Raw genomic sequence first — 18257 nt, forward strand, 5'->3', positions numbered from 1 at the left:
AACCTCTTGATAACTTTGTTGGTACACTTGAACTTCAGTCTTCTCAGTTAGCAACCGCCTATGGTGCATATAAAACGGGTAGAACTCACCAACTTCAAATCCTTCGGCGGTACGACCTCTGTCCCCTTGCTGCCGGGGTTTACAGTCATTTCTGGCCCCAATGGTTCCGGTAAATCCAATATTCTGGATGCACTGCTTTTTTGCCTCGGACTAGCCAGTTCTAAGGGAATGCGGGCGGATCGCCTACCCGACTTAGTCAACAATACTCAAACTGCAAAGGGAAGAGCCAGCATCGAAGCCAGCGTGACGGTGACCTTTGATTTGTCAGATTTGGTCGTAGATGATGTCCATCAAGTTCCGGATTTGGCAATAGAGGAGGAAACGGAACTCACCGATGAGGTAACAGATGTCACAAATCAAGAGGCAGAAACTGAAGAGGAAAAATATCGTAAAGCTAAAATTCAAGCAAAATCTGGCGTTGAATGGAGTGTCACCAGAAGGCTGAGGGTCACAAGCCAAGGGACATATACGTCAAACTATTACATCAATGGTGTCTCCTGTACGCTGACAGAACTACATGAGGAACTGGAGAAACTGCGGATTTATCCAGAAGGGTACAACGTCGTATTACAGGGGGACGTCACAGCCATTATTTCCATGAATATCCGTGAGAGACGGGAAATTATTGATGAATTGGCAGGAGTGGCAGCCTTCGATCGCAAAATTACCCAAGCAAAAGGAACTTTAGATGAAGTTAAGGAGAAGGAAGACAGCTGTCGCATTGTGGAGACAGAGTTAATCGCACAACGCGATCGCCTCTCTCAAGACCGTGCTAAAGCAGAGAAATACCAAAAAATCCGCACGGAGTATCAAGAAAAACAACTGTGGGAAGTGGTTCTATCGTGGCGTTCCTTGCAAGCGCAACAAGAAAAGTTATCGAACCAAATCCAACAAGGCGATGGCACTACCAGCGAACTGACAAATCAAATCGCAACCCTAAACTCAGAAATTGCACAAAAAACCGCCGCACTCGAGCAACTCAATGCCCGTGTCAAAGCATTGGGAGAAGAACAACTTTTAGCAGTACAATCTACCCTTGCCACCCAGGAAGCGGAACGCAAGCAACTTCAGCGCCAACAAACGGAACTGGAAACAGCCATCCAAGAAACGCTCAAACGCCGGGAGCAAACCCAGCAGGAAATTCAACAGTACCAGCAGTCTTTGGAACAACTGGCACAAAATGAAATTGAACAAACGCAATATATCGCATCAAGACAAACACAAAGAGATGAAGCACAACAACAATTAGAAAAATCCCGTGAAGTAGCCGCAGAAATTGCCTCTGCTTCGGAAGCTTGGGTACAGCAACAAACTGCTCTTAACCGTCAAATTGAAACGGTGCTGCAAACTGTTGAACCCCAACGCACGGAACAAGCACAGTTGAGAGAGCGTAATAATCAGCTACAGCAACTGATTCAAGAACAAACCGAACTGATTCAAACCTTAGAACCTCAACTTGCAGAAAAACAGTCTCAACTCGTTGATGTAGAAACCAGCTATGCTGCTTGTCTACCACAGGTCGAACACCTAGCCGAAACTCTATCAGCCACAGAACAAGAACTGCAAGTTCAGCAGGATACCCAAAAGCGCCTCTTACAGGAACAACGGGAAAAACAACGCTCCTTGGATAAACTTGAGGCGCAACAAGCAGCCCAGCAAGAAGTTCAAGGAACCCAAGCTAGCAAAGTGATTTTGCAATCGGGTATGCCTGGAGTCTGCGGTATGGTTGTGCAGTTAGGACGTGTGGAACCCCGGTATCAATTAGCTTTGGAAATTTCCGCAGGGGCACGTTTGGGGCATATAGTTGTGGAAGATGACAGCATAGCCGCAGCCGGAATTGAACTGCTCAAACAAAAACGTGCTGGTAGGGCAACTTTTTTACCGCTGAATAAAATTCAAGCCCCCAAATTGACTCAGGATTTTACCCTGCGTTATGCCAATGGTTTTGTTAACTATGCTGTTAACTTGATTGAATGCGATCGCCGCTACCGTGATGTGTTTGCTTACGTTTTCGGTAATACGGTGGTCTTTGAAAATTTGCATCAAGCACGCCAGCATTTGGGATTGTATCGAATTGTTACTTTAGATGGAGAATTGTTAGAAACTAGCGGAGCCATGACCGGTGGTAGCACGACTCAACGTTCGGCATTGCGGTTTGGTACGGTAGAAGCAACGGAATCAGAGGAAGTTGTCAATCTGAAACGCCGTTTAGCTGATATTGAACGGGTTTTAGAGCGTTGTGGTGAAGCAATCGGTTCAATGTCTGTCAGGACAAAACAACTGAGTCAAGAACTGACTGAAGCAAGACAGGCGCGGCGAGAACAACAGCTGCACTTGGAACAGTTACAAAAAGAAATTAAGAGTTTGACGGTGCAGTTGGAAGGAACGCGCTCCCAATTAACTCAAAATAGGGAAAGGTTAACCACTGCCCAAACCCGTTTGGAGGTTTTGGATCGGGAACTACCGAGCCAAGAGCAACAATTGCAACAATTAAGGCAGGCTTTGACGGAGTTGGAACAGTCCCAAACTCCCCAAGAATGGCAACAAATTCAGGCGACTATCAAAGTTCAAGAGCAGCAATTAAAACAAAGGGAAGCAGAATTAAGGGAAGCAGAGCAAACACTGAAAAATCTAGAAAACCAGCAGCAGCGTTTGCAAGAAAAAATTCAAGAAAGCGAAAAACGCGTTGAAGAATATCGAGACCAACAAACATCCTCTAGCGAGGCGAGGGATGGCATATCCACACAGCTAACAGAACTGAGCAGCGCTATCGCTGAAACTCGGGCATCTTTAGCTCAAATGGAAAAAAACCTCGGGGAAGAAAAACAACAACGCGATCGCACCGAACAGGAATTGCGATCGCGTCTACAAAGCCAGCAACAGTTGGAATGGGAATTGCAAAAACTCCAAGAAACCCAGCAAACAAGGCGGGAAGAACTAGCTGCACTGCAAACCCAGTTGCAAACTGTGGGTTCGGAATTGCCCAGCCCCTTACCAGAAGTCCCAGAGAAAGTTGATTTAGAAGACCTACAAAAAGAATTGCGATCGCTTGCCAAACGGCTGCAGGCAATGGAACCTGTCAATATGCTGGCATTGGAACAGTATGAACGCACGCAAAAGCGTTTGGAGGGGCTCAGCCAAAAATTGCAGACTTTAGAAGCAGAACGCACCGAATTACTGTTAAGGATTGAGAATTTCACCACATTGCGCCAACGCGCATTTAAAGAAGCCTTTGATGCGGTCAATGAAAATTTTCAATCCATCTTCGCTACCCTTTCCGAGGGCGACGGCTACGTGCAACTCGACAATCCAGAAGACCCATTTAACAGTGGCTTGAATCTGGTGGCGCATCCCAAAGGGAAACCCGTACAGCGGCTAGCTTCCATGTCCGGAGGTGAAAAATCTTTGACTGCGTTGAGCTTTATTTTTTCCCTGCAACGTTACCGCCCGTCGCCATTTTACGCCTTTGACGAAGTTGATATGTTTTTAGATGGGGCAAACGTAGAACGATTAGCTACAATGATTAAGCAACAGGCGCAACAAGCACAATTTATCGTTGTCAGTTTGCGTCGTCCGATGATAGAATCAGCCGAACGCACAATCGGCGTGACTCAAGCTCGCGGAGCATACACCCAGGTTTTGGGTATTAAGTTACAATCCGACCATACGAGTGCTTGAGTTTTTGTTAATAATAGTGTATAGACAACCGGATTCGAGATCAGGACTCGGTATATAATGACCTCCGAACAAATTATTAGACGTTCCGATATTTTAAACACCCAGGTAATCACCCGCGATAACGGCAAACGACTTGGCATTATCAGCCAAGTTTGGGTTGATGTCGATCAGCGAGAGGTTGTGGCTCTTAGTTTGCGAGACAGCCTGATCTCTGTTTCTGGAGTGCCACGTTATATGTACCTCAACAGCATCAACCAGATTGGCGATGTCATTTTGGTTGATAACGAAGATGCCATAGAAGATATTGAAGTAGAATCATACAGCAACATAGTCAACTGGGAAGTGATCACAGAAACAGGAGAAGTCCTGGGTAGGGTACGGGGCTTCAAGTTTAATGGGGAAACAGGAAAGGTTTACTCCATAACAATTGCATCGTTGGGACTGCCACAAATTCCCGACCAATTTCTCAGCACCTACGAGATTTCAGTAGATGAAATTGTCAGCACAGGTCCAAATCGATTGATTGTGTTTGAGGGAGCCGAAGAGCGAGTCACTCAATTGACAGTTGGTGTGCTAGAGCGCTTGGGAATCGGCAGAGCACCTTGGGAACGTGAAGACGCGGAAGAATACGGTGGGGGCTATGCTTCCCGCACAATAGCACCAAGCAATCAACTGCCACCTGGTGTCCCATTAGAGCAACCAAAGCCAAAAATTGCTCGTACACCTGACCCCGTCATGGAAGAAAGATGGGATGAGGACTATTACGAAGAAGAACGTCCCCAACGTCGGGTGATGGAAGCACGTCAGTACGAATCGATTCAGTACGAAGAAGAGGAAGAAGACAATTGGAGTGAGGCAACGGGTCAAGATAGATACAAGCCACAACCCAAGTATGAACCAAGACCTAGCAGCAATAAGTCATACACTAATGATTATGACGATTATGATGACGATTTAGACAGCGATGCTTGGGCTGATGACGAGCCACCAAAGCCAGTCAATATTCCCAAGAAGGTCAAGGAAAGACAGCCGGAGTACGAAGAAGAAGGCGGATATTAGTTTCTGCGATCGACAATTAAAAATAGGGAGTTAGGAGATGTTTTTCCTAACTCTTTATTTTGCAGTTTTTGAATATTTTTATCGCAGCAGGGAACTCTTAACAGCGAACGGGGAACAGATATCATAAATGCGTAGTAGTAGTAGTAGTAGTAGGGTGGGCAGTGCCCACCAATATCATGAATGAGCAGCATCGCCCTACCAACTTACCTCACTCATTTCAGAACCGCTATAATCTAACAATGGCAAAGTAATTGTGACAAATTCCAATTACTGTACTAAGAGTAAATAAAAATTTAAAAAAGGTATTAATATGGCAAAAAGTGAATCGGGAAAATTATGGCAAAAAGCCCATAAAGAAAAGGTGAGGAAATATAACCAAAACTACAGAAAAAACAAAACTACCTTGTCAGTTGTTCTGGAAGATTGGGTGATTGAACAAATTCAAAAGGTGAAAGATCCCAAACAACCCTGTGGCGCTTGGGTGAGGGAGCTTGTTGAGGAGTGGGCAAAAAATCATTTGAGGGCTTAAATAATAGCTTTTCTTGTTTTTTTCAGTACGGGTACTGTTTCGATGGTGGGCAGTGCTACAACTGCTTCAATGGTGGGCAGTGCCCACCCAACAGCTACTACAGCCACTGCTTCAATGGTGAGCAGTGCCCACCCTACAAAAATCTATTTGTTGCACGGTCAAAAGGGGTTAATGTAGCGTTTCCGGTTCCCCGGTTCCTTCTTGTTAAAAATTAAGAATATCTAGTGATTCTTCTATTTCTAAATCTAAAATTTTTTCTCGCGCATTTTTGTGTTCTTCTAATTTACCTTCCTTTCGATAAAGGTCTGCAGCCCTTTGAAAATCTTCGAGTGCTGCCTGCTTATCTCCCAAGTGAAAACGAGCATTAGCGCGGCTGTAATAAGCATCTGTATAGTGAGGGTTCATCTTGATTGTCCGATCGTAATCTTGAATAGATTTTTCGTAATCTCCCGAATCATAAAGAGCATTAGCACGTCTGTAATAAGTATCAAAATCATGAGGATTCATCTTAATTGCTTGAGTATAATCCTCAATAGCGCCTTTGTAATCTCCTATATCATGTCGAGAATGACCGCGCTTTTTATAACTCTCAGCATTAGTAGGATTAGCTTCGACTATTTGAGGGAATCCCTGGTTATCTTTAAGCAGATTTGGATTCATTTTGATTGCTTGGGTATAATCTTCTAGAGCCCCTTGACGATCGCCTATATGAGAACGAACGTCAGCACGATTTTTGTAAGCAAAGGCATCATTGGGATTTATCCTAATGGCTTGGGTGTAATCTGAGATCGCGCCTTCATAATCTCCCAAACGATAGCGAGCTAAACCAATTCTGGTATATACTTTGCCATAATAAGGATTTATTTTAATAGCTTGGATGTAATCTGCAATAGCTCCCTCATAATCTCCCAAATGATAGCGAGCTAAACCACGTTTGTAATAGGTGACAACATCTTTGGGGTTCAGTTGTAAGACTTCATTATAGGTTCTGATAGCTGCACCATACTGTTTTTTCTCAAAGCATTCGTCACCCAGTTTTATGTAAACCTGATTTAACTCTTCGGTGCGAGAAGGGGAATAGTTATTTTCCTCAGGATAGAAGTTAGGTTTAACAAACTGAGTTTTGGGTTGCACCTCTATAAATTCTGGCTTAGGGCTATATCTGTAAATTGGAGGTTTTTGCCTGGGAAAGTTATCATCTGTAAAAGTTTGTAACTGTTCTAAATAGCAGCGTAAACCTCCTCCATACAGTAATTGTTCTATTCCAAATGTCACTTTTCCCGTCCTCAGCTTAATCATCTGGGTGGGAAGAAAGCCTGCTAAGAAGAGATGGTATTCTGGTTGCGCTTCATTCACCTCTTCTTGAATCAAAATACAAACAACAACTGCATTTTTTTGAACTTCATCTATACTAATTGACCACCTAGCTTTCTCAATACTGCCATGACGTGATTTTACGGCAATCCCAACCGATGCATCAAAAGTCAGTGTGAAATCAACTTTGCCATCTCCACCATAGCGTTTTTCATAATCGACTTCAGTCACAAAATCCGATAAACGTTCTTTAACAACCTCTTCACCTAGTTTTCCTTTTAAATTGCTAATAAAAACATCACGGACTGGAGAAGTACGTTTGTATTTCTCAGACATCTGCCAGCAAAATTCCCGTAGTGCCTTTAGCCTCTCTCCTGAGATGACTGTTAATTCGCTATGTTGCCCTTCTGTTTCACAGTGCAGCAAACGACCAGATGTAAGCCTTTTGATAAAATCTGATTGTAGCGATCGCAGTAGGGTAATCCAATCCATTTATCGTTCTGCGAATCTTAGTGATAAGGTTATTTATAAAAATAACAAATTAGCGTAGCTCTGTCTTCATCTAAAATTTTGACGTTACGTAATCTAACTTTTGCACCATACCACTATCAGTGTTCCTGCTGGGCTTTTCCTCACTGAAACATAATAATATGTTACACAATTAGAAGATAACGGGCTATATGCCTTAGAAAAAGGAGATGTTGATGCTTGGGCAGTTTCTATTTCAAGGTATGAAACAACTCTAGAAAAAGCGGGTTTATCTGCAACGGCATTTCCAGTGATAACAAGAGGAGCAAACCTTCCCAGTGACCTATTCGTTGCTAGTAGTTAGTTTGCTCCAGTCTTCATCGAACAAATACAAAGTTTGATGCTCCAACATCGAGATCGACTACTACAAGCTATTCTGGTATTTCCAGCTAATGAAAAGTTTAGAGGTTCCAAAACAATCTCGGCTGTAAACGTTAAATATAACGCGATTTGTGAGGTTTATAAAGCCATAGGATAAGGTGATTTTATTAAATAGATGTCATAAGTACCTCAAACAAATTAGACGTAAAAACTTTTTATGTTGAAATACTTACCAATCTTTTGAGGACATAAAATGTAATTAGGAATCCAGATTTTTGAACCCAAGACCATAGAAATATAGTTTTTCATTTTTGTGATTTTGAAATATTGCATTATCAAATAATGTAAAAAATTATAACATATTTTTTTACTTCATAATTGTAATACTGGTAATATTACGGTAGTCATTAATCATAAAATAAAGTAATACTGATATTAAAAAATAAACAGCAGAAATCCGGTTATTTATTATCTTTTTATTTATAAATAAATGAAACGACGTAACTTTATTTGGTATTCTCTTCTATTTAGTAGTGGTTGTACAGTAGCCAGTAATGCTAATAGTATTTCTGAGGAATCAATTGATAATCTACCTAAACAATTAAAATTTACGGTAACCGATGTTAAAGGTTTAGAAGAGTTGCAACGTGACTATGAAACTTTTCGGACTGTGTTAGAGGATATATTAAACATAAAGATTGATTTTTTTCCAGTTGAGAATTTTGTAGCAGCGGCACCAGCGTTACAGTTGGGCCATGTAGATATAGTTCTTTCAGGTCCATCAGAATACGTGATTTTAAATGCCAGGTCAAAGGCAGTTCCTATTGTTGCCATCACAAGACCAAAGTACTACTCAGTTATTGCAGTTCGTGCCGACAGTGGTATTAAGTCAGTATCTCAATTGAAAGGGAAAAAAATCGCTATGCGAGCAAAGGCAGGAACTGCCGGACATATTTACCCCACAAAGCTTCTTTTAGACGCTGGGTTAGATCCAAAATCAGATGTCACAGTTCTCTTTTTAGAAGACAAGGGATTAGAAGCGTTAGAAAAAGGTGATGTTGATGCTTTGGCACGTTCTTTTTCAGGATATGAAAAAATTTTGCGAGATGCAGGTGTATCTACAACGGCATTTCCCGTAATAGCAAGTGGACCAAACCTCCCTAGTGATGTGTTTGTTGCTAGTAGTCAGTTAACAACCGCCTTCATCAAACAAATAGGAAATCTCATGCTAAAACATCAAGATAAGTTACTTCAAGCTATTTTAGAATCGCCAGCTAACGAGCAGTTTCAAGGCTCTAAAATGATGGCAGCTACTGATGCAGATTACGATATGATACGGGAAGTGTATAAAGCCATAGGAGAAGGCGACTTTATTAAATAAGCGCTAACTATTTTTTATAGGAAGAAATGACTGGCTTAAATGAAGTACACAAGGAAACTAAAAAAATGCTGTTTCGAGGCTCTAGTTCTTCTGTAAAAGATTTAAAAAGTCAAGCTAAAACAGAACAGCCAGATTCAAAAAATATCTGGTTATCCATAAAACACTGGCTTACTAGTTTAAGTATTGCCAAAAAAATTGGTTATGGATATTCACTGTCAATTAGTATTGCTATTTTAGGAACAACTAGCGGGTTAGTTATTGCAGATTACTATGAAAAACAAGCCCGGAAGCAACTAGACCTAGCTTATCGGCAGGAATCTATTTTAAGAGATTTAGAAAAATCCGTAATAACGACACGATTACATCCGCAACGGTTAGTTACTGTCGTTGAAGATTCTGTTTGGTTGGAGTTTGAAAAAAGTAAGTTTTTAATGGATGTCAATCAAGTGAAGATATATTTGTCTAAACTTGAAACGTTCATTAGAAAGAATCCCAATCATTTAGCAGTAGAAAATATCAATTTAAAAACATTATTACAAAAGTATCAAACTAATACAGAATTATATACTCAGCTAGTTAAGTCTTTTTGGCAAAAAATAGATTCTAATAAGTTGCAGTCAGCAAAAGGTCAAAGTAATCCGAATAGTCTCCTGACCTTGATAAAAGGGAAGAAAGCTATTGATATCAATGTCACCTTCGAGTTGCTTTCAGAGGATTTAACTCGGATATTAGCTCGAGCTGAAACTCAAAAGCAGCAAGCAAATACTGGTTTTAGAAATGCTCAAGTACTGAGGCTGCAAATTATTATTGGAAGTATGGTGCTGTCAGTTGCGATCGCAGCAGCACTAGCAGCATACACCAGTGGAGCGATCGCCCGCCCTCTAGTAGCTGTGACTGACGTTGCTAGAAAAGTTACTCAAGAACAAGATTTTGACATAAGGTCTCACATCACAAGCACTGATGAAGTAGGGACGCTAGCAAACTCTCTAAATCAATTGATCCAGTGGGTAGGAGATTATACTCATGAATTGGAACTAGCACGTCAAACTTTAGAACAACGAGTAGAAGAACGAACCCAGGAACTTCAACTTGCATTACAAGACCTGCAAGAAACCCAAGGGCAGCTGATTCAAACAGAAAAAATGTCTTCCCTCGGGCAGATGGTAGCAGGGGTAGCCCATGAAATCAATAACCCCGTCAACTTTATTTATGGCAATCTAGAGTGTGCTAGTGATTATTTTCGGGACTTACTTGATTTATTACATTTATATCAGCAGCACCACCCGAACCAGACGATGCTAATTGAAGAGAAAATTAAACAAATGGATTTGGAATTTTTGAGCGAAGATTTAACAAAACTACTTTCTTCTATGAAAATAGGTGCCCAGCGCATTCGGGAAATAGTGTTGTCTTTGCGTAATTTCTCCCGATTGGATGAAGCTGAGATGAAAGCAGTTGATATTCACGAAGGAATTGACAATACACTATTAATTCTCAATCATAGACTTAAACATGGTATTGAAGTCATTAGAAATTACGGTAATTTACCTTTGCTTGAGTGTTATCCAGCGCAACTCAATCAAGTCTTTATGAATATTTTAAGTAATGCTGTTGATGCTTTACTAGATGATAGCGATCGTGTTAGCAAGCAGATTGAGATTGAAACATCAAAGTTCAGTAATCATTACATAAAAGTAGGAATAAGGGATAATGGACCGGGAATTCCCCTAGAAATAAGAAATAAACTTTTCGATCCTTTCTTCACAACTAAACCAGTAGGTAAAGGGACTGGTTTGGGATTAAGTATTTGTTACAAAATTATTGAGAAGCACAAAGGCACCATTGAAGTGGTTTCAGACATTGGTCAAGGAACAGCATTTATACTTACACTACCAATTAAAGCAGTGATGACATAGCGAATGTTCTAGCACTATTTTTCAATATTGAAGTAGGTAAAAGATCTAGTAATTAAATTGGAGCCCTATATCTCAATACGGTTCAGTAAAATTAATGTATAAAATAAAAATTTTGTAGGGACGCGTTGTTTGAAGCGTCTCTACGTTATGTTCCTGATAAGGGTTCTGGTCTTATCTAAACTGTATTGCTCTATATCTCAATTTAAAACTTTAAAAACCCGAAAATCATCCCAAAAAGTAACACACAGCTAATCCAGACATTTTGAGCGAACATTTGATTGTAGGCAACATTTGGAAGTTGTGAGTCAAGCAGTCGTATAAACTGCCAAATCCATGCAATAGTTGCAATTAGCAGGCTAATCCAGAAACTCAGTTGCAATTGCATATAGAAGCCTAACCAACCCAAGAGTAAGGCAGCACCTGCATAGCAAATCATAACAGCAACAGGAGCATACTTACCAAAAAACAGAGCACTGGATTTAACGCCAATCCGTTGGTCATCCTCGCGGTCAGACATGGCGTAAATGGTGTCGAATCCTACAGCCCAGAGCGCAGTTGAGCCACACAGCAACCAAGTAGTAAACTCTACTTGCTCATTCACCGCAGTCGAGCTAGTCAACACGACAAGACCCCAAATAATTGCCAGCAATAGCTGAACTCACATCTACACCAATAACTGAACCGTTGAGTCCAACTTGCTCCCCTAACCAAGTGGAAACACTTCCAATACCGCAACCAATGTCAGCTATATGCATCCCTTCGGTGAGCCCAACTCGCCCAAGTAAAAACTCTGTATATGGCTTATGGATTTGGTGAAGAATTTGCAATCGATTTGCGCCTAGTTCTCCAGTGGCTAGTGTATAACGGTCATCATGTATCATTTTTTCTTAATCTTGGAACTGATTGACTTAGTACAGCTTTGCATAAATTCGTAGCAAATTGACCAAATCTCCTATATATTGAGGCTGACCATGTGTATACAAAGTTGGTATTATGGCGCTTGGGGTTAGTAAAGGGTACGTAATGTACGAATACAAAGTATTTATTGTGTATAAAACTTACGCATTGACAAGCAAGACAAAAAATGGATGAGAATGCAGAAAAAACCAGCGATGGCAGTGGTAAAAATATGTTAGGCAAAATTTTAATGGAAGTGAGAGAAATATTGCGCCACCGCTGATAGCAATACAGTATTGAGAATACCTACTGTTTCTGCCTTCAATTTACTAAAACTGACTATTTAAGTAGTTTGATAAAATTTAACTAAACAATTGCTCTTTTTTAGTAATTTATAAGCATATAAAAGAAAACTTGAAGACCTTTATGAAAATCATAACGGGTAAAGTATGATATTCGGTAAGGAGTTATATTTAAAGGTATGAAATACTATAAATGGTTCTGGGATGAACCTCTTGGGGGTGAATTTGATGCTTGGGGTACTAGCACGTACTTTATGGAAATTGGAGAGAATTTATATGCTATTCGTCAGATAGAAGTGTATGAGAATGGTAACGTACTATTTTACGATCGCGAGCATACTCGTGATGATTATGGAATGTTAAATGATAAAAAAATGGATAAAAAAGAAATACAAGAATTTGAAATTACAAAGGCAGAATTTGAACTGGTTTGGAATTCTAAAACCCCAATAAATAGGAAACCCGTTAGTTCTTATATTTCCTGAGGGGAAACTCCTCGCGCTTAACCCTTAACAGGGCTGCCTGTGGTAAGAGCCTGAAAACTCCCCGATAGCACGTTCCTCCCTGTTAAGCGTTAAGAGTTAAGAGTTCCCTTCTTCTGAGATGAAAGATGCAAGCTAATTCTGGGAACACTATAATCTATCACCAGTATTAACAGAGAGCGGTCGATGTGGAAAGGCGGATGGAATCTTAACTCAAAAAATACAGTTCCCTTGCAACCACCTGCGGCATACCTGAAAGCAAGGAAACAGGGCATAACTAACCATGATGTTAGTCAAAATTCACAAGAGGAAATACTAGTTCCACAGGAGCAGGACGACCACTCTTTGGAAGCACACAGACTTTTGCGACAAGGAGTTCAACAGCAACAAGCTGGAGATTTGACTGCGGCTATGAAGTCATTGCAAGAATCCCTAGCCCTTTTCCAAGCAGTTGGAGACAATGAACGACAAAGACAAGTGCTTTCCTGTTTGGGATTGATAGCTTACACTCTGGGAGACTACAAAAGCGCAATTTCATACTCCCAACAATGTTTGAGTTTGGCTAAAGATGGTACAGACTTGCGGATGTGTATGCAAGCGTATTCCCATTTAGGCAATGCCTATCGTCACCTAGGCAACAATCCCAAAGCAATGGAATCCTTGCAGGAGTCTTTGAGAATAGCACAACAACTGCAAGACAAGCGCAGCGAGGTAGCAGGGCTGAATAATTTGGGCTTAGTTTATAAAGCTGTGGGTGACCTTCCACGAGCGGTAGAACTCAAACAGCAAAGTTTAGAAATTGTCAGAGAACTCCAAGACCACTGGGGAGAAGAGCAAGTATTGAAAAATTTGGGAAATGCTTGGTATGCTTTGGGAGACTATACTAAAGCAATAACTTACTACGAACAGTGTGTCAAAATAGCTTACTCCCTTAACAATCACCGCAGTGCAGTTCAAGTGTTAAAGAATTTAGGCAATGCTTGTTATGCTTTAGGCGATTATGCTAAGGCAATAGTCTATTACGAGGAACGTCTGGTATTAGCTAGGACAATCAAAGATAAACGTAGTGAAGAACAATCTCTGGGAAGTTTGGGCGTTGCTTGTGAAGCATTAGGGGATTACGCTCAAGCTATTACGTATTACGAACAACGATTGGACATAGCAAGATTGCTGCAAGACCGTCGCAGCGAGGAACAAACTCTTGGCAGTTTAAAAATGGCTTGTTATGCTTTAGGCGATTATGCTAAAGCAATGAAATACCAAATAGTTGATAATTTGTGATTGGGTGTTAGTAGTTAGTAGTTAGTGGTTAGTGAGGGTCAAACTAACCCAAGGTTGAAAAATTCTTAATTACAAATTACGAATTTCTAGGAGATAGTCTAGAGCTTCCTGTGTTTTTACTTGCGGAAATTCTGAGTAAAAATGACTAACGCTTGGGAAGTGTGATGGTGTTGCTAATACAATCGGGCGATCGCACCATTCACGCAACCAAGGTAGCAACTTCAAAGGCGCGACTGGGGCGCAAAGCCAAATTTCAGCGGGAGAAAGCCCTCTCAGAGCTTTTGCTGCTACTGCAATTGTCATACCTGTGGCAATACCGTCATCAACTAAAATGAGAGTCGCACCCTCAGGCTCGACTTGGGGACAAGCAGGAGCTAATTGAGCTTGAAGCAATTGAGCTTGGCTGATGGCAGAGTTTAACGCGTCTTCTCGCGACTGAGAATTTTTTATTTTGCTTTGGAAGCTTTGTCGATCCCAAAGAACATTACCTGAAGCAGTCACCGCACCAATAGCTAACTCAGGATTTTCAGGATAGCTAATTTTTTTTGCCACCTCGATTGTCAGAGGACAACTCAAAAGACGTGCAACTGGTGCTGCTACGGGTATTCCTCCTCTTGGCAAAGCATAAACTATTGTTCTTGGCGGTATCCCAGAGTCAATCGTTTGCTGGGTCAAAATATCCTGAATCGTCTGCGCTAGTTGTTCACCAGCTTGTGTGCGATCGCTAAAAAGTGGGTTTTTTGGCATGATTGCTGCCCAGCAGATGAAGACGCCATTGCTTTTATCATGACTGATTTTTTTTAAACTGAGTGAATGCGATAGGATGTTAATAATTAACAAAATCAACTAAACAAAATGCGGGTCAGCGGGTAGGCAAAGTTAAATATAACTGTTGGTCGTCATTTGTCCTCAGTCATCCGTCATTTGTAAAGCACAAAGGACAAATGACTGAGGGCGGCTTTCACAAGTTACATTTATTTGTACCGACCTACTTAGCAAAATTTGTTTGTTAATAGCAGGCTGCACCCGAGTAGGTAAGATATTTCAATTTTCATGAGCAGCGAACAACAACTCAGCCTCTTCGGGGAATCTGACTTTGGGCCATCTAAGCTTAACCAAAAAGAGTTAATTCCCACCAGTGTCAAGATTCCAATTCCTCGTGGAACCTATGGCAATGTAACTGAAATAGCACAGCATTGCAATCAGTGTCATCGCTGTGGATTGGGAAACACCCGTACCCATGCTGTTGTCGGAAGAGGCAACCTCAAAGCAACAATCATGGTTGTTGGGGAAGCACCAGGTCAAAACGAAGACGAAACGGGATTGCCCTTTGTTGGCAAAGCAGGACAATTGCTAGAGAAAATTCTTGCCTCAGTGAAGCTAGATACTGAGAAAGATGTATATATTTCTAACGTGAATAAGTGCCGACCACCGGGCAATCGCGTGCCAACGACTGAAGAAATGGACGCCTGCAAACCCTACCTAATGGAGCAAATCCGCTTGGTCGATCCAAAAATCATTCTTTTGACAGGTGCAACTGCTGTCAAAGGAGTTATTGGTGACAAGCGAGGTATTACCCAAATTCGCGGCAAATGGATGGAATGGGATGGGCGTTTGTGTATGCCAATTTTCCACCCCTCCTATTTGTTACGTAACCCTTCTCGTGAAGTCGGCAGCCCGAAATGGTTAATGTGGCAAGATATACAAGCAGTACGTGCCAAGTTTGACGAAATTCGGAACAACAGCTGACAACGTTGAAATTATCTGGGCACGCTTCCTGCTCTACAATCTCGCAACCAATTGCTAATCCCTTGGGCAATAAAGCCATTACTACTTTCTCTTGGTGGTGTTGGGGGCTGTTTTTTTGGATAAGAACCAACTTGAGAAAACATCATCGCAAAACGCCAGCCGTCCTCTGCTTTTGTTAAAAACAGCCAGTGGAATGCTTGTAATTGAACTGCTTTTCTATCTACGTACTGTCGCTCTAAAGTTGTAAAAAAGACTTGCTCCACTCCAAATGAAGTGGTTTTTACTGAATCTGATGTGTATCCACTAGGGTTAAGAGGTAGCGGATTCAACTCAGGTCTTCCGGCAACAACTACGTAACTAAAAACTTCATTTGCCCTGCTTAATCGACGGGCACGTTGACGGACGCGATTTGCATAACTAGGTAAATCACGCAATAGTAGAGTAGTTATTGTTTCTAAGTTTTGATTTGAGCAAAGAGATTTTTGAGAAACATCCCGTACCAATACCCCCTCACCTTGGGAGGATATTGTTGACGAATGATTAAAAAGCTCAAATTGTAAGCCGCGCAGCGCTGACCCATCTTGGTATTTCATAGGGGCTGCCCAGCCAACACTCAATTCATCAACTGATGTCAACAGCCAAAAGCTACAACCTATAAGCCACAAGCTTGGATTTCTATATCTGACTTCTGACTTCATGCAACTGTTTGTAACTCCTCGCAAATCCTCTTCCAAGCTAACTCTGGATTGTCAGATGCAGTAATAGGACGTCCAATCACAAGATAATCTGCTCCTGCTTTGAGTGCTTGCCCTGGGCTTAGCGATCGCGCCTGATCTCTTGCTTGTGCCCAAGTTGGACGTACACCCGGACAAACCAGTAAAAAATCACGGACACAAGTTTGTCGCAGTTGTGCTACTTCTTGGGGGGAGCAAACTGCCCCATCCAAACCCATCTCTTGAGCCATCAAAGCCATCTGTTGAGCATATTCTGGCAATTCTAAAGGAATTTTCAAGTCCATTGCCAATTGCCGGGAAGAAATACTCGTTAACAGGGTAATAGCAATTAACTTTGGCGGTTTTACACCTGCCTGTGCTGCCCCTAGCTGTGCCGCCTCAGCCGCAGCTTTGAGAGCGTCTTTACCAGATGTTGCATGAATTGTCAACAAATCAACCCCATAACGAGCCGCCACACGGCATGCACCTGCAACAGTGTTGGGGATGTCATGAAACTTCAAATCTAGGAAAATGCGCTTTTGCCGAGATTTTAGCGCCTCCAGAATTTTTGGTCCGGTGCTTGTAAACAGTTCTAGACCAACCTTCCAAAAACTGACTTGCTCTAGCCTTTCGACAAGAACTATTGCTGCTTCCTCGTCCGGTACATCTAGAGGCACAATAATTCGATCTTCCGCATTCATTTAGCAATGGCTCCTGTAAGAGTTAGTAGTCAGTAGTTAGTAGTTAGTAGTTGGTAGTTTTCCTACTAACCACTAACCACTAACCATTAGGGTACCAATCGGACAAACTTATTTTTACCAAGCTGTAAAACACGACCGTGCAATTCACTGGCATCAGCGACACTGGTATCTACATCGGTAATGCGATCGCCATCTAAGCGGACTCCACCTTCAGAGATTTTCCGTCTGCCTTCCCCGGTACTTTTGCACAAACCACTGACATTGAGAATATAAGCCAATTTTGCCGGAAATTGAACTTCTGAGAGGGAAAATTCCGGCAGATCGCCAGCTTCAATATCCTTAACAGCTTGTTCGCCATGATACTGCTTAACTACTTCCTGCGCCAATAGCTTTTGGCGGTCGCGAGGACTGTCTGGCAGTTTGTCCAAAGGTAAATTTGTCAGTAGAGTAAAATATTGCTCCAGTAGATGGTCTGGAACTTGTTGCAGCTTTTGGTACTTTTGAGTTGGGTGTTCTAATAATCCCACATAATTTCCCAAAGATTTAGACATTTTTTGCACGCCATCTGTACCAATCAAAATTGGCAGCAACAACCCATATTGGGGTTTTTGACCGAAATGGCGTTGCAAATCCCTTCCAACAGCGATGTTAAACTTTTGGTCAGTCCCCCCTAATTCCACATCAGCAGAAATAGCAACAGAATCATAGCCTTGCATTAATGGGTAGAGGAACTCATGAAGAAAAATTGGATTCTCTTTTTTATAGCGTTCGGCGAACCCTTCCTTCGCCAGCATCTGCCCCACTGTCATAGTGGAGAGTAACTCTAAAATTTTGCCCAGATTAAGCTGAGAAAGCCATTCTGAGTTATAAAGTACCTCAAGCCTTCCTGGTGTATCAAAATCTAATATAGGTCGTACCTGGTCGAGGTAAGTTTGAGCATTTTTTGCGACTTCTTCTTCTGTAAGCTGACGGCGCATTTCCGACTTACCTGTAGGATCGCCAATGCGAGCAGTAAAATCACCTATGACTAGCACAGCTGTATGACCTGCATCCTGAAATGCTCGCAGTTTTCTGATTGGTATGCTATGACCGAGGTGAATGTCAGTACCTGTTGGGTCAATTCCCAATTTGACCCTTAATGGTCGGTCAGTTACCGCCAAACGCTGTTCCAAACTTTCAATTTCACTGTCAGAATCAGTGGGTTGAGGGAAAATTTCAGCAATACCACGACGCAACCAAGAGAAATTTTGCGTCATACTAGGGGATTGACTATTAACTACGCTTTGCACTATCAAAGTAGGGTTGGTGATGGTCACTAGCAATTTATATTTATCTTATTTTCTTGT

16 protein-coding genes are annotated in these 18257 nt (G+C 41.7%); 8 read left to right on the forward strand and 8 right to left on the reverse strand.

What is annotated here, in order from left to right:
* Positions 1 to 60: 60 nt before the first annotated feature.
* Both smc and ACYRY3_RS39320 read left to right on the forward strand, forming a co-directional pair.
* A complete protein-coding gene (gene smc, locus ACYRY3_RS39315) occupies positions 61 to 3738 on the forward strand; it encodes a chromosome segregation protein SMC (RefSeq protein WP_460207246.1) in 3678 nt (1225 codons plus the stop codon).
* Positions 3739 to 3795: 57 nt separating this feature from the next.
* Positions 3796 to 4797 (forward strand): PRC-barrel domain-containing protein, encoded by a 1002-nt coding sequence (locus ACYRY3_RS39320; protein ID WP_460207247.1) that lies wholly within the window; start codon positions 3796 to 3798, stop codon positions 4795 to 4797.
* On the opposite strand, the gene ACYRY3_RS39325 is transcribed toward ACYRY3_RS39320, so the two are convergent.
* Entirely contained in the window at positions 4794 to 4988 is a 195-nt protein-coding gene (locus ACYRY3_RS39325) for a hypothetical protein (protein WP_460207248.1), read from the reverse strand. The two genes, ACYRY3_RS39320 and ACYRY3_RS39325, sit on opposite strands and share 4 nt — an antisense overlap.
* 119 nt (positions 4989 to 5107) lie before the next feature.
* Here ACYRY3_RS39325 and ACYRY3_RS39330 point away from each other — a divergent pair, with 119 nt between their 5' ends.
* On the forward strand, positions 5108 to 5326 hold the full coding sequence (locus ACYRY3_RS39330; protein ID WP_460207249.1) for a hypothetical protein: 219 nt from the start codon (positions 5108 to 5110) through the stop codon (positions 5324 to 5326).
* 204 nt (positions 5327 to 5530) lie between these two features.
* Here the strand turns inward: ACYRY3_RS39330 and ACYRY3_RS39335 are convergent, their stop codons facing one another.
* Positions 5531 to 7132, reverse strand: coding sequence for a tetratricopeptide repeat protein (locus ACYRY3_RS39335; RefSeq protein WP_460207250.1), 1602 nt, complete (start codon positions 7130 to 7132; stop codon positions 5531 to 5533).
* A gap of 847 nt (positions 7133 to 7979) precedes the next feature.
* Here ACYRY3_RS39335 and phnD point away from each other — a divergent pair.
* A complete protein-coding gene (gene phnD / locus ACYRY3_RS39340; RefSeq protein ID WP_460207252.1) occupies positions 7980 to 8870 on the forward strand; it encodes a phosphate/phosphite/phosphonate ABC transporter substrate-binding protein in 891 nt (296 codons plus the stop codon).
* 26 nt (positions 8871 to 8896) lie between these two features.
* Positions 8897 to 10786 (forward strand): sensor histidine kinase, encoded by a 1890-nt coding sequence (locus ACYRY3_RS39345; RefSeq protein WP_460207254.1) that lies wholly within the window; start codon positions 8897 to 8899, stop codon positions 10784 to 10786.
* Positions 10787 to 10988: 202 nt separating this feature from the next.
* Here the strand turns inward: ACYRY3_RS39345 and ACYRY3_RS39350 are convergent, their stop codons facing one another.
* On the reverse strand, positions 10989 to 11408 hold the full coding sequence (locus ACYRY3_RS39350) for a UbiA family prenyltransferase (protein WP_460207256.1): 420 nt from the start codon (positions 11406 to 11408) through the stop codon (positions 10989 to 10991).
* On the reverse strand, positions 11398 to 11667 hold the full coding sequence (locus tag ACYRY3_RS39355; protein ID WP_460207257.1) for an SAM-dependent methyltransferase: 270 nt from the start codon (positions 11665 to 11667) through the stop codon (positions 11398 to 11400). The genes ACYRY3_RS39350 and ACYRY3_RS39355 overlap by 11 nt, the downstream gene beginning before the upstream one ends.
* Positions 11668 to 12164: 497 nt before the next feature.
* Here ACYRY3_RS39355 and ACYRY3_RS39360 point away from each other — a divergent pair, with 497 nt between their 5' ends.
* Together ACYRY3_RS39360 and ACYRY3_RS39365 are read left to right on the forward strand one after the other, a co-directional pair.
* On the forward strand, positions 12165 to 12470 hold the full coding sequence (locus ACYRY3_RS39360) for a hypothetical protein (RefSeq protein WP_460207258.1): 306 nt from the start codon (positions 12165 to 12167) through the stop codon (positions 12468 to 12470).
* 183 nt (positions 12471 to 12653) lie between these two features.
* The gene (locus tag ACYRY3_RS39365; RefSeq protein ID WP_460207259.1) at positions 12654 to 13748 is read left to right on the forward strand and encodes a tetratricopeptide repeat protein; all 1095 of its coding nucleotides are present in this window, start codon (positions 12654 to 12656) and stop codon (positions 13746 to 13748) included.
* A gap of 69 nt (positions 13749 to 13817) precedes the next feature.
* Here ACYRY3_RS39365 and ACYRY3_RS39370 read toward each other — a convergent pair whose 3' ends face one another.
* The gene (locus ACYRY3_RS39370; protein WP_460207260.1) at positions 13818 to 14495 is read right to left on the reverse strand and encodes a phosphoribosyltransferase; all 678 of its coding nucleotides are present in this window, start codon (positions 14493 to 14495) and stop codon (positions 13818 to 13820) included.
* 306 nt (positions 14496 to 14801) lie between these two features.
* On the opposite strand from ACYRY3_RS39370, the gene ACYRY3_RS39375 reads away from it, so the two are divergent.
* Positions 14802 to 15497: a uracil-DNA glycosylase gene (locus tag ACYRY3_RS39375; RefSeq protein ID WP_460207261.1), complete on the forward strand. Its 696-nt coding sequence runs from the start codon at positions 14802 to 14804 to the stop codon at positions 15495 to 15497.
* 11 nt (positions 15498 to 15508) lie between these two features.
* Here ACYRY3_RS39375 and ACYRY3_RS39380 read toward each other — a convergent pair whose 3' ends face one another.
* The 3 genes from ACYRY3_RS39380 to tyrS form a co-directional block, all read right to left on the reverse strand.
* On the reverse strand, positions 15509 to 16195 hold the full coding sequence (locus ACYRY3_RS39380) for a hypothetical protein (RefSeq protein WP_460207262.1): 687 nt from the start codon (positions 16193 to 16195) through the stop codon (positions 15509 to 15511).
* On the reverse strand, positions 16192 to 16911 hold the full coding sequence (gene pyrF, locus ACYRY3_RS39385; protein ID WP_460207263.1) for an orotidine-5'-phosphate decarboxylase: 720 nt from the start codon (positions 16909 to 16911) through the stop codon (positions 16192 to 16194). The genes ACYRY3_RS39380 and pyrF overlap by 4 nt, the downstream gene beginning before the upstream one ends.
* Positions 16912 to 16997: 86 nt before the next feature.
* Positions 16998 to 18167, reverse strand: a complete 1170-nt coding sequence (gene tyrS / locus ACYRY3_RS39390) for a tyrosine--tRNA ligase (protein WP_460207264.1) — start codon at positions 18165 to 18167, stop codon at positions 16998 to 17000.
* Between the last annotated feature and the right edge of the window lie 90 nt (positions 18168 to 18257).

Source organism: Scytonema sp. NUACC21 (genome assembly GCF_054684315.1).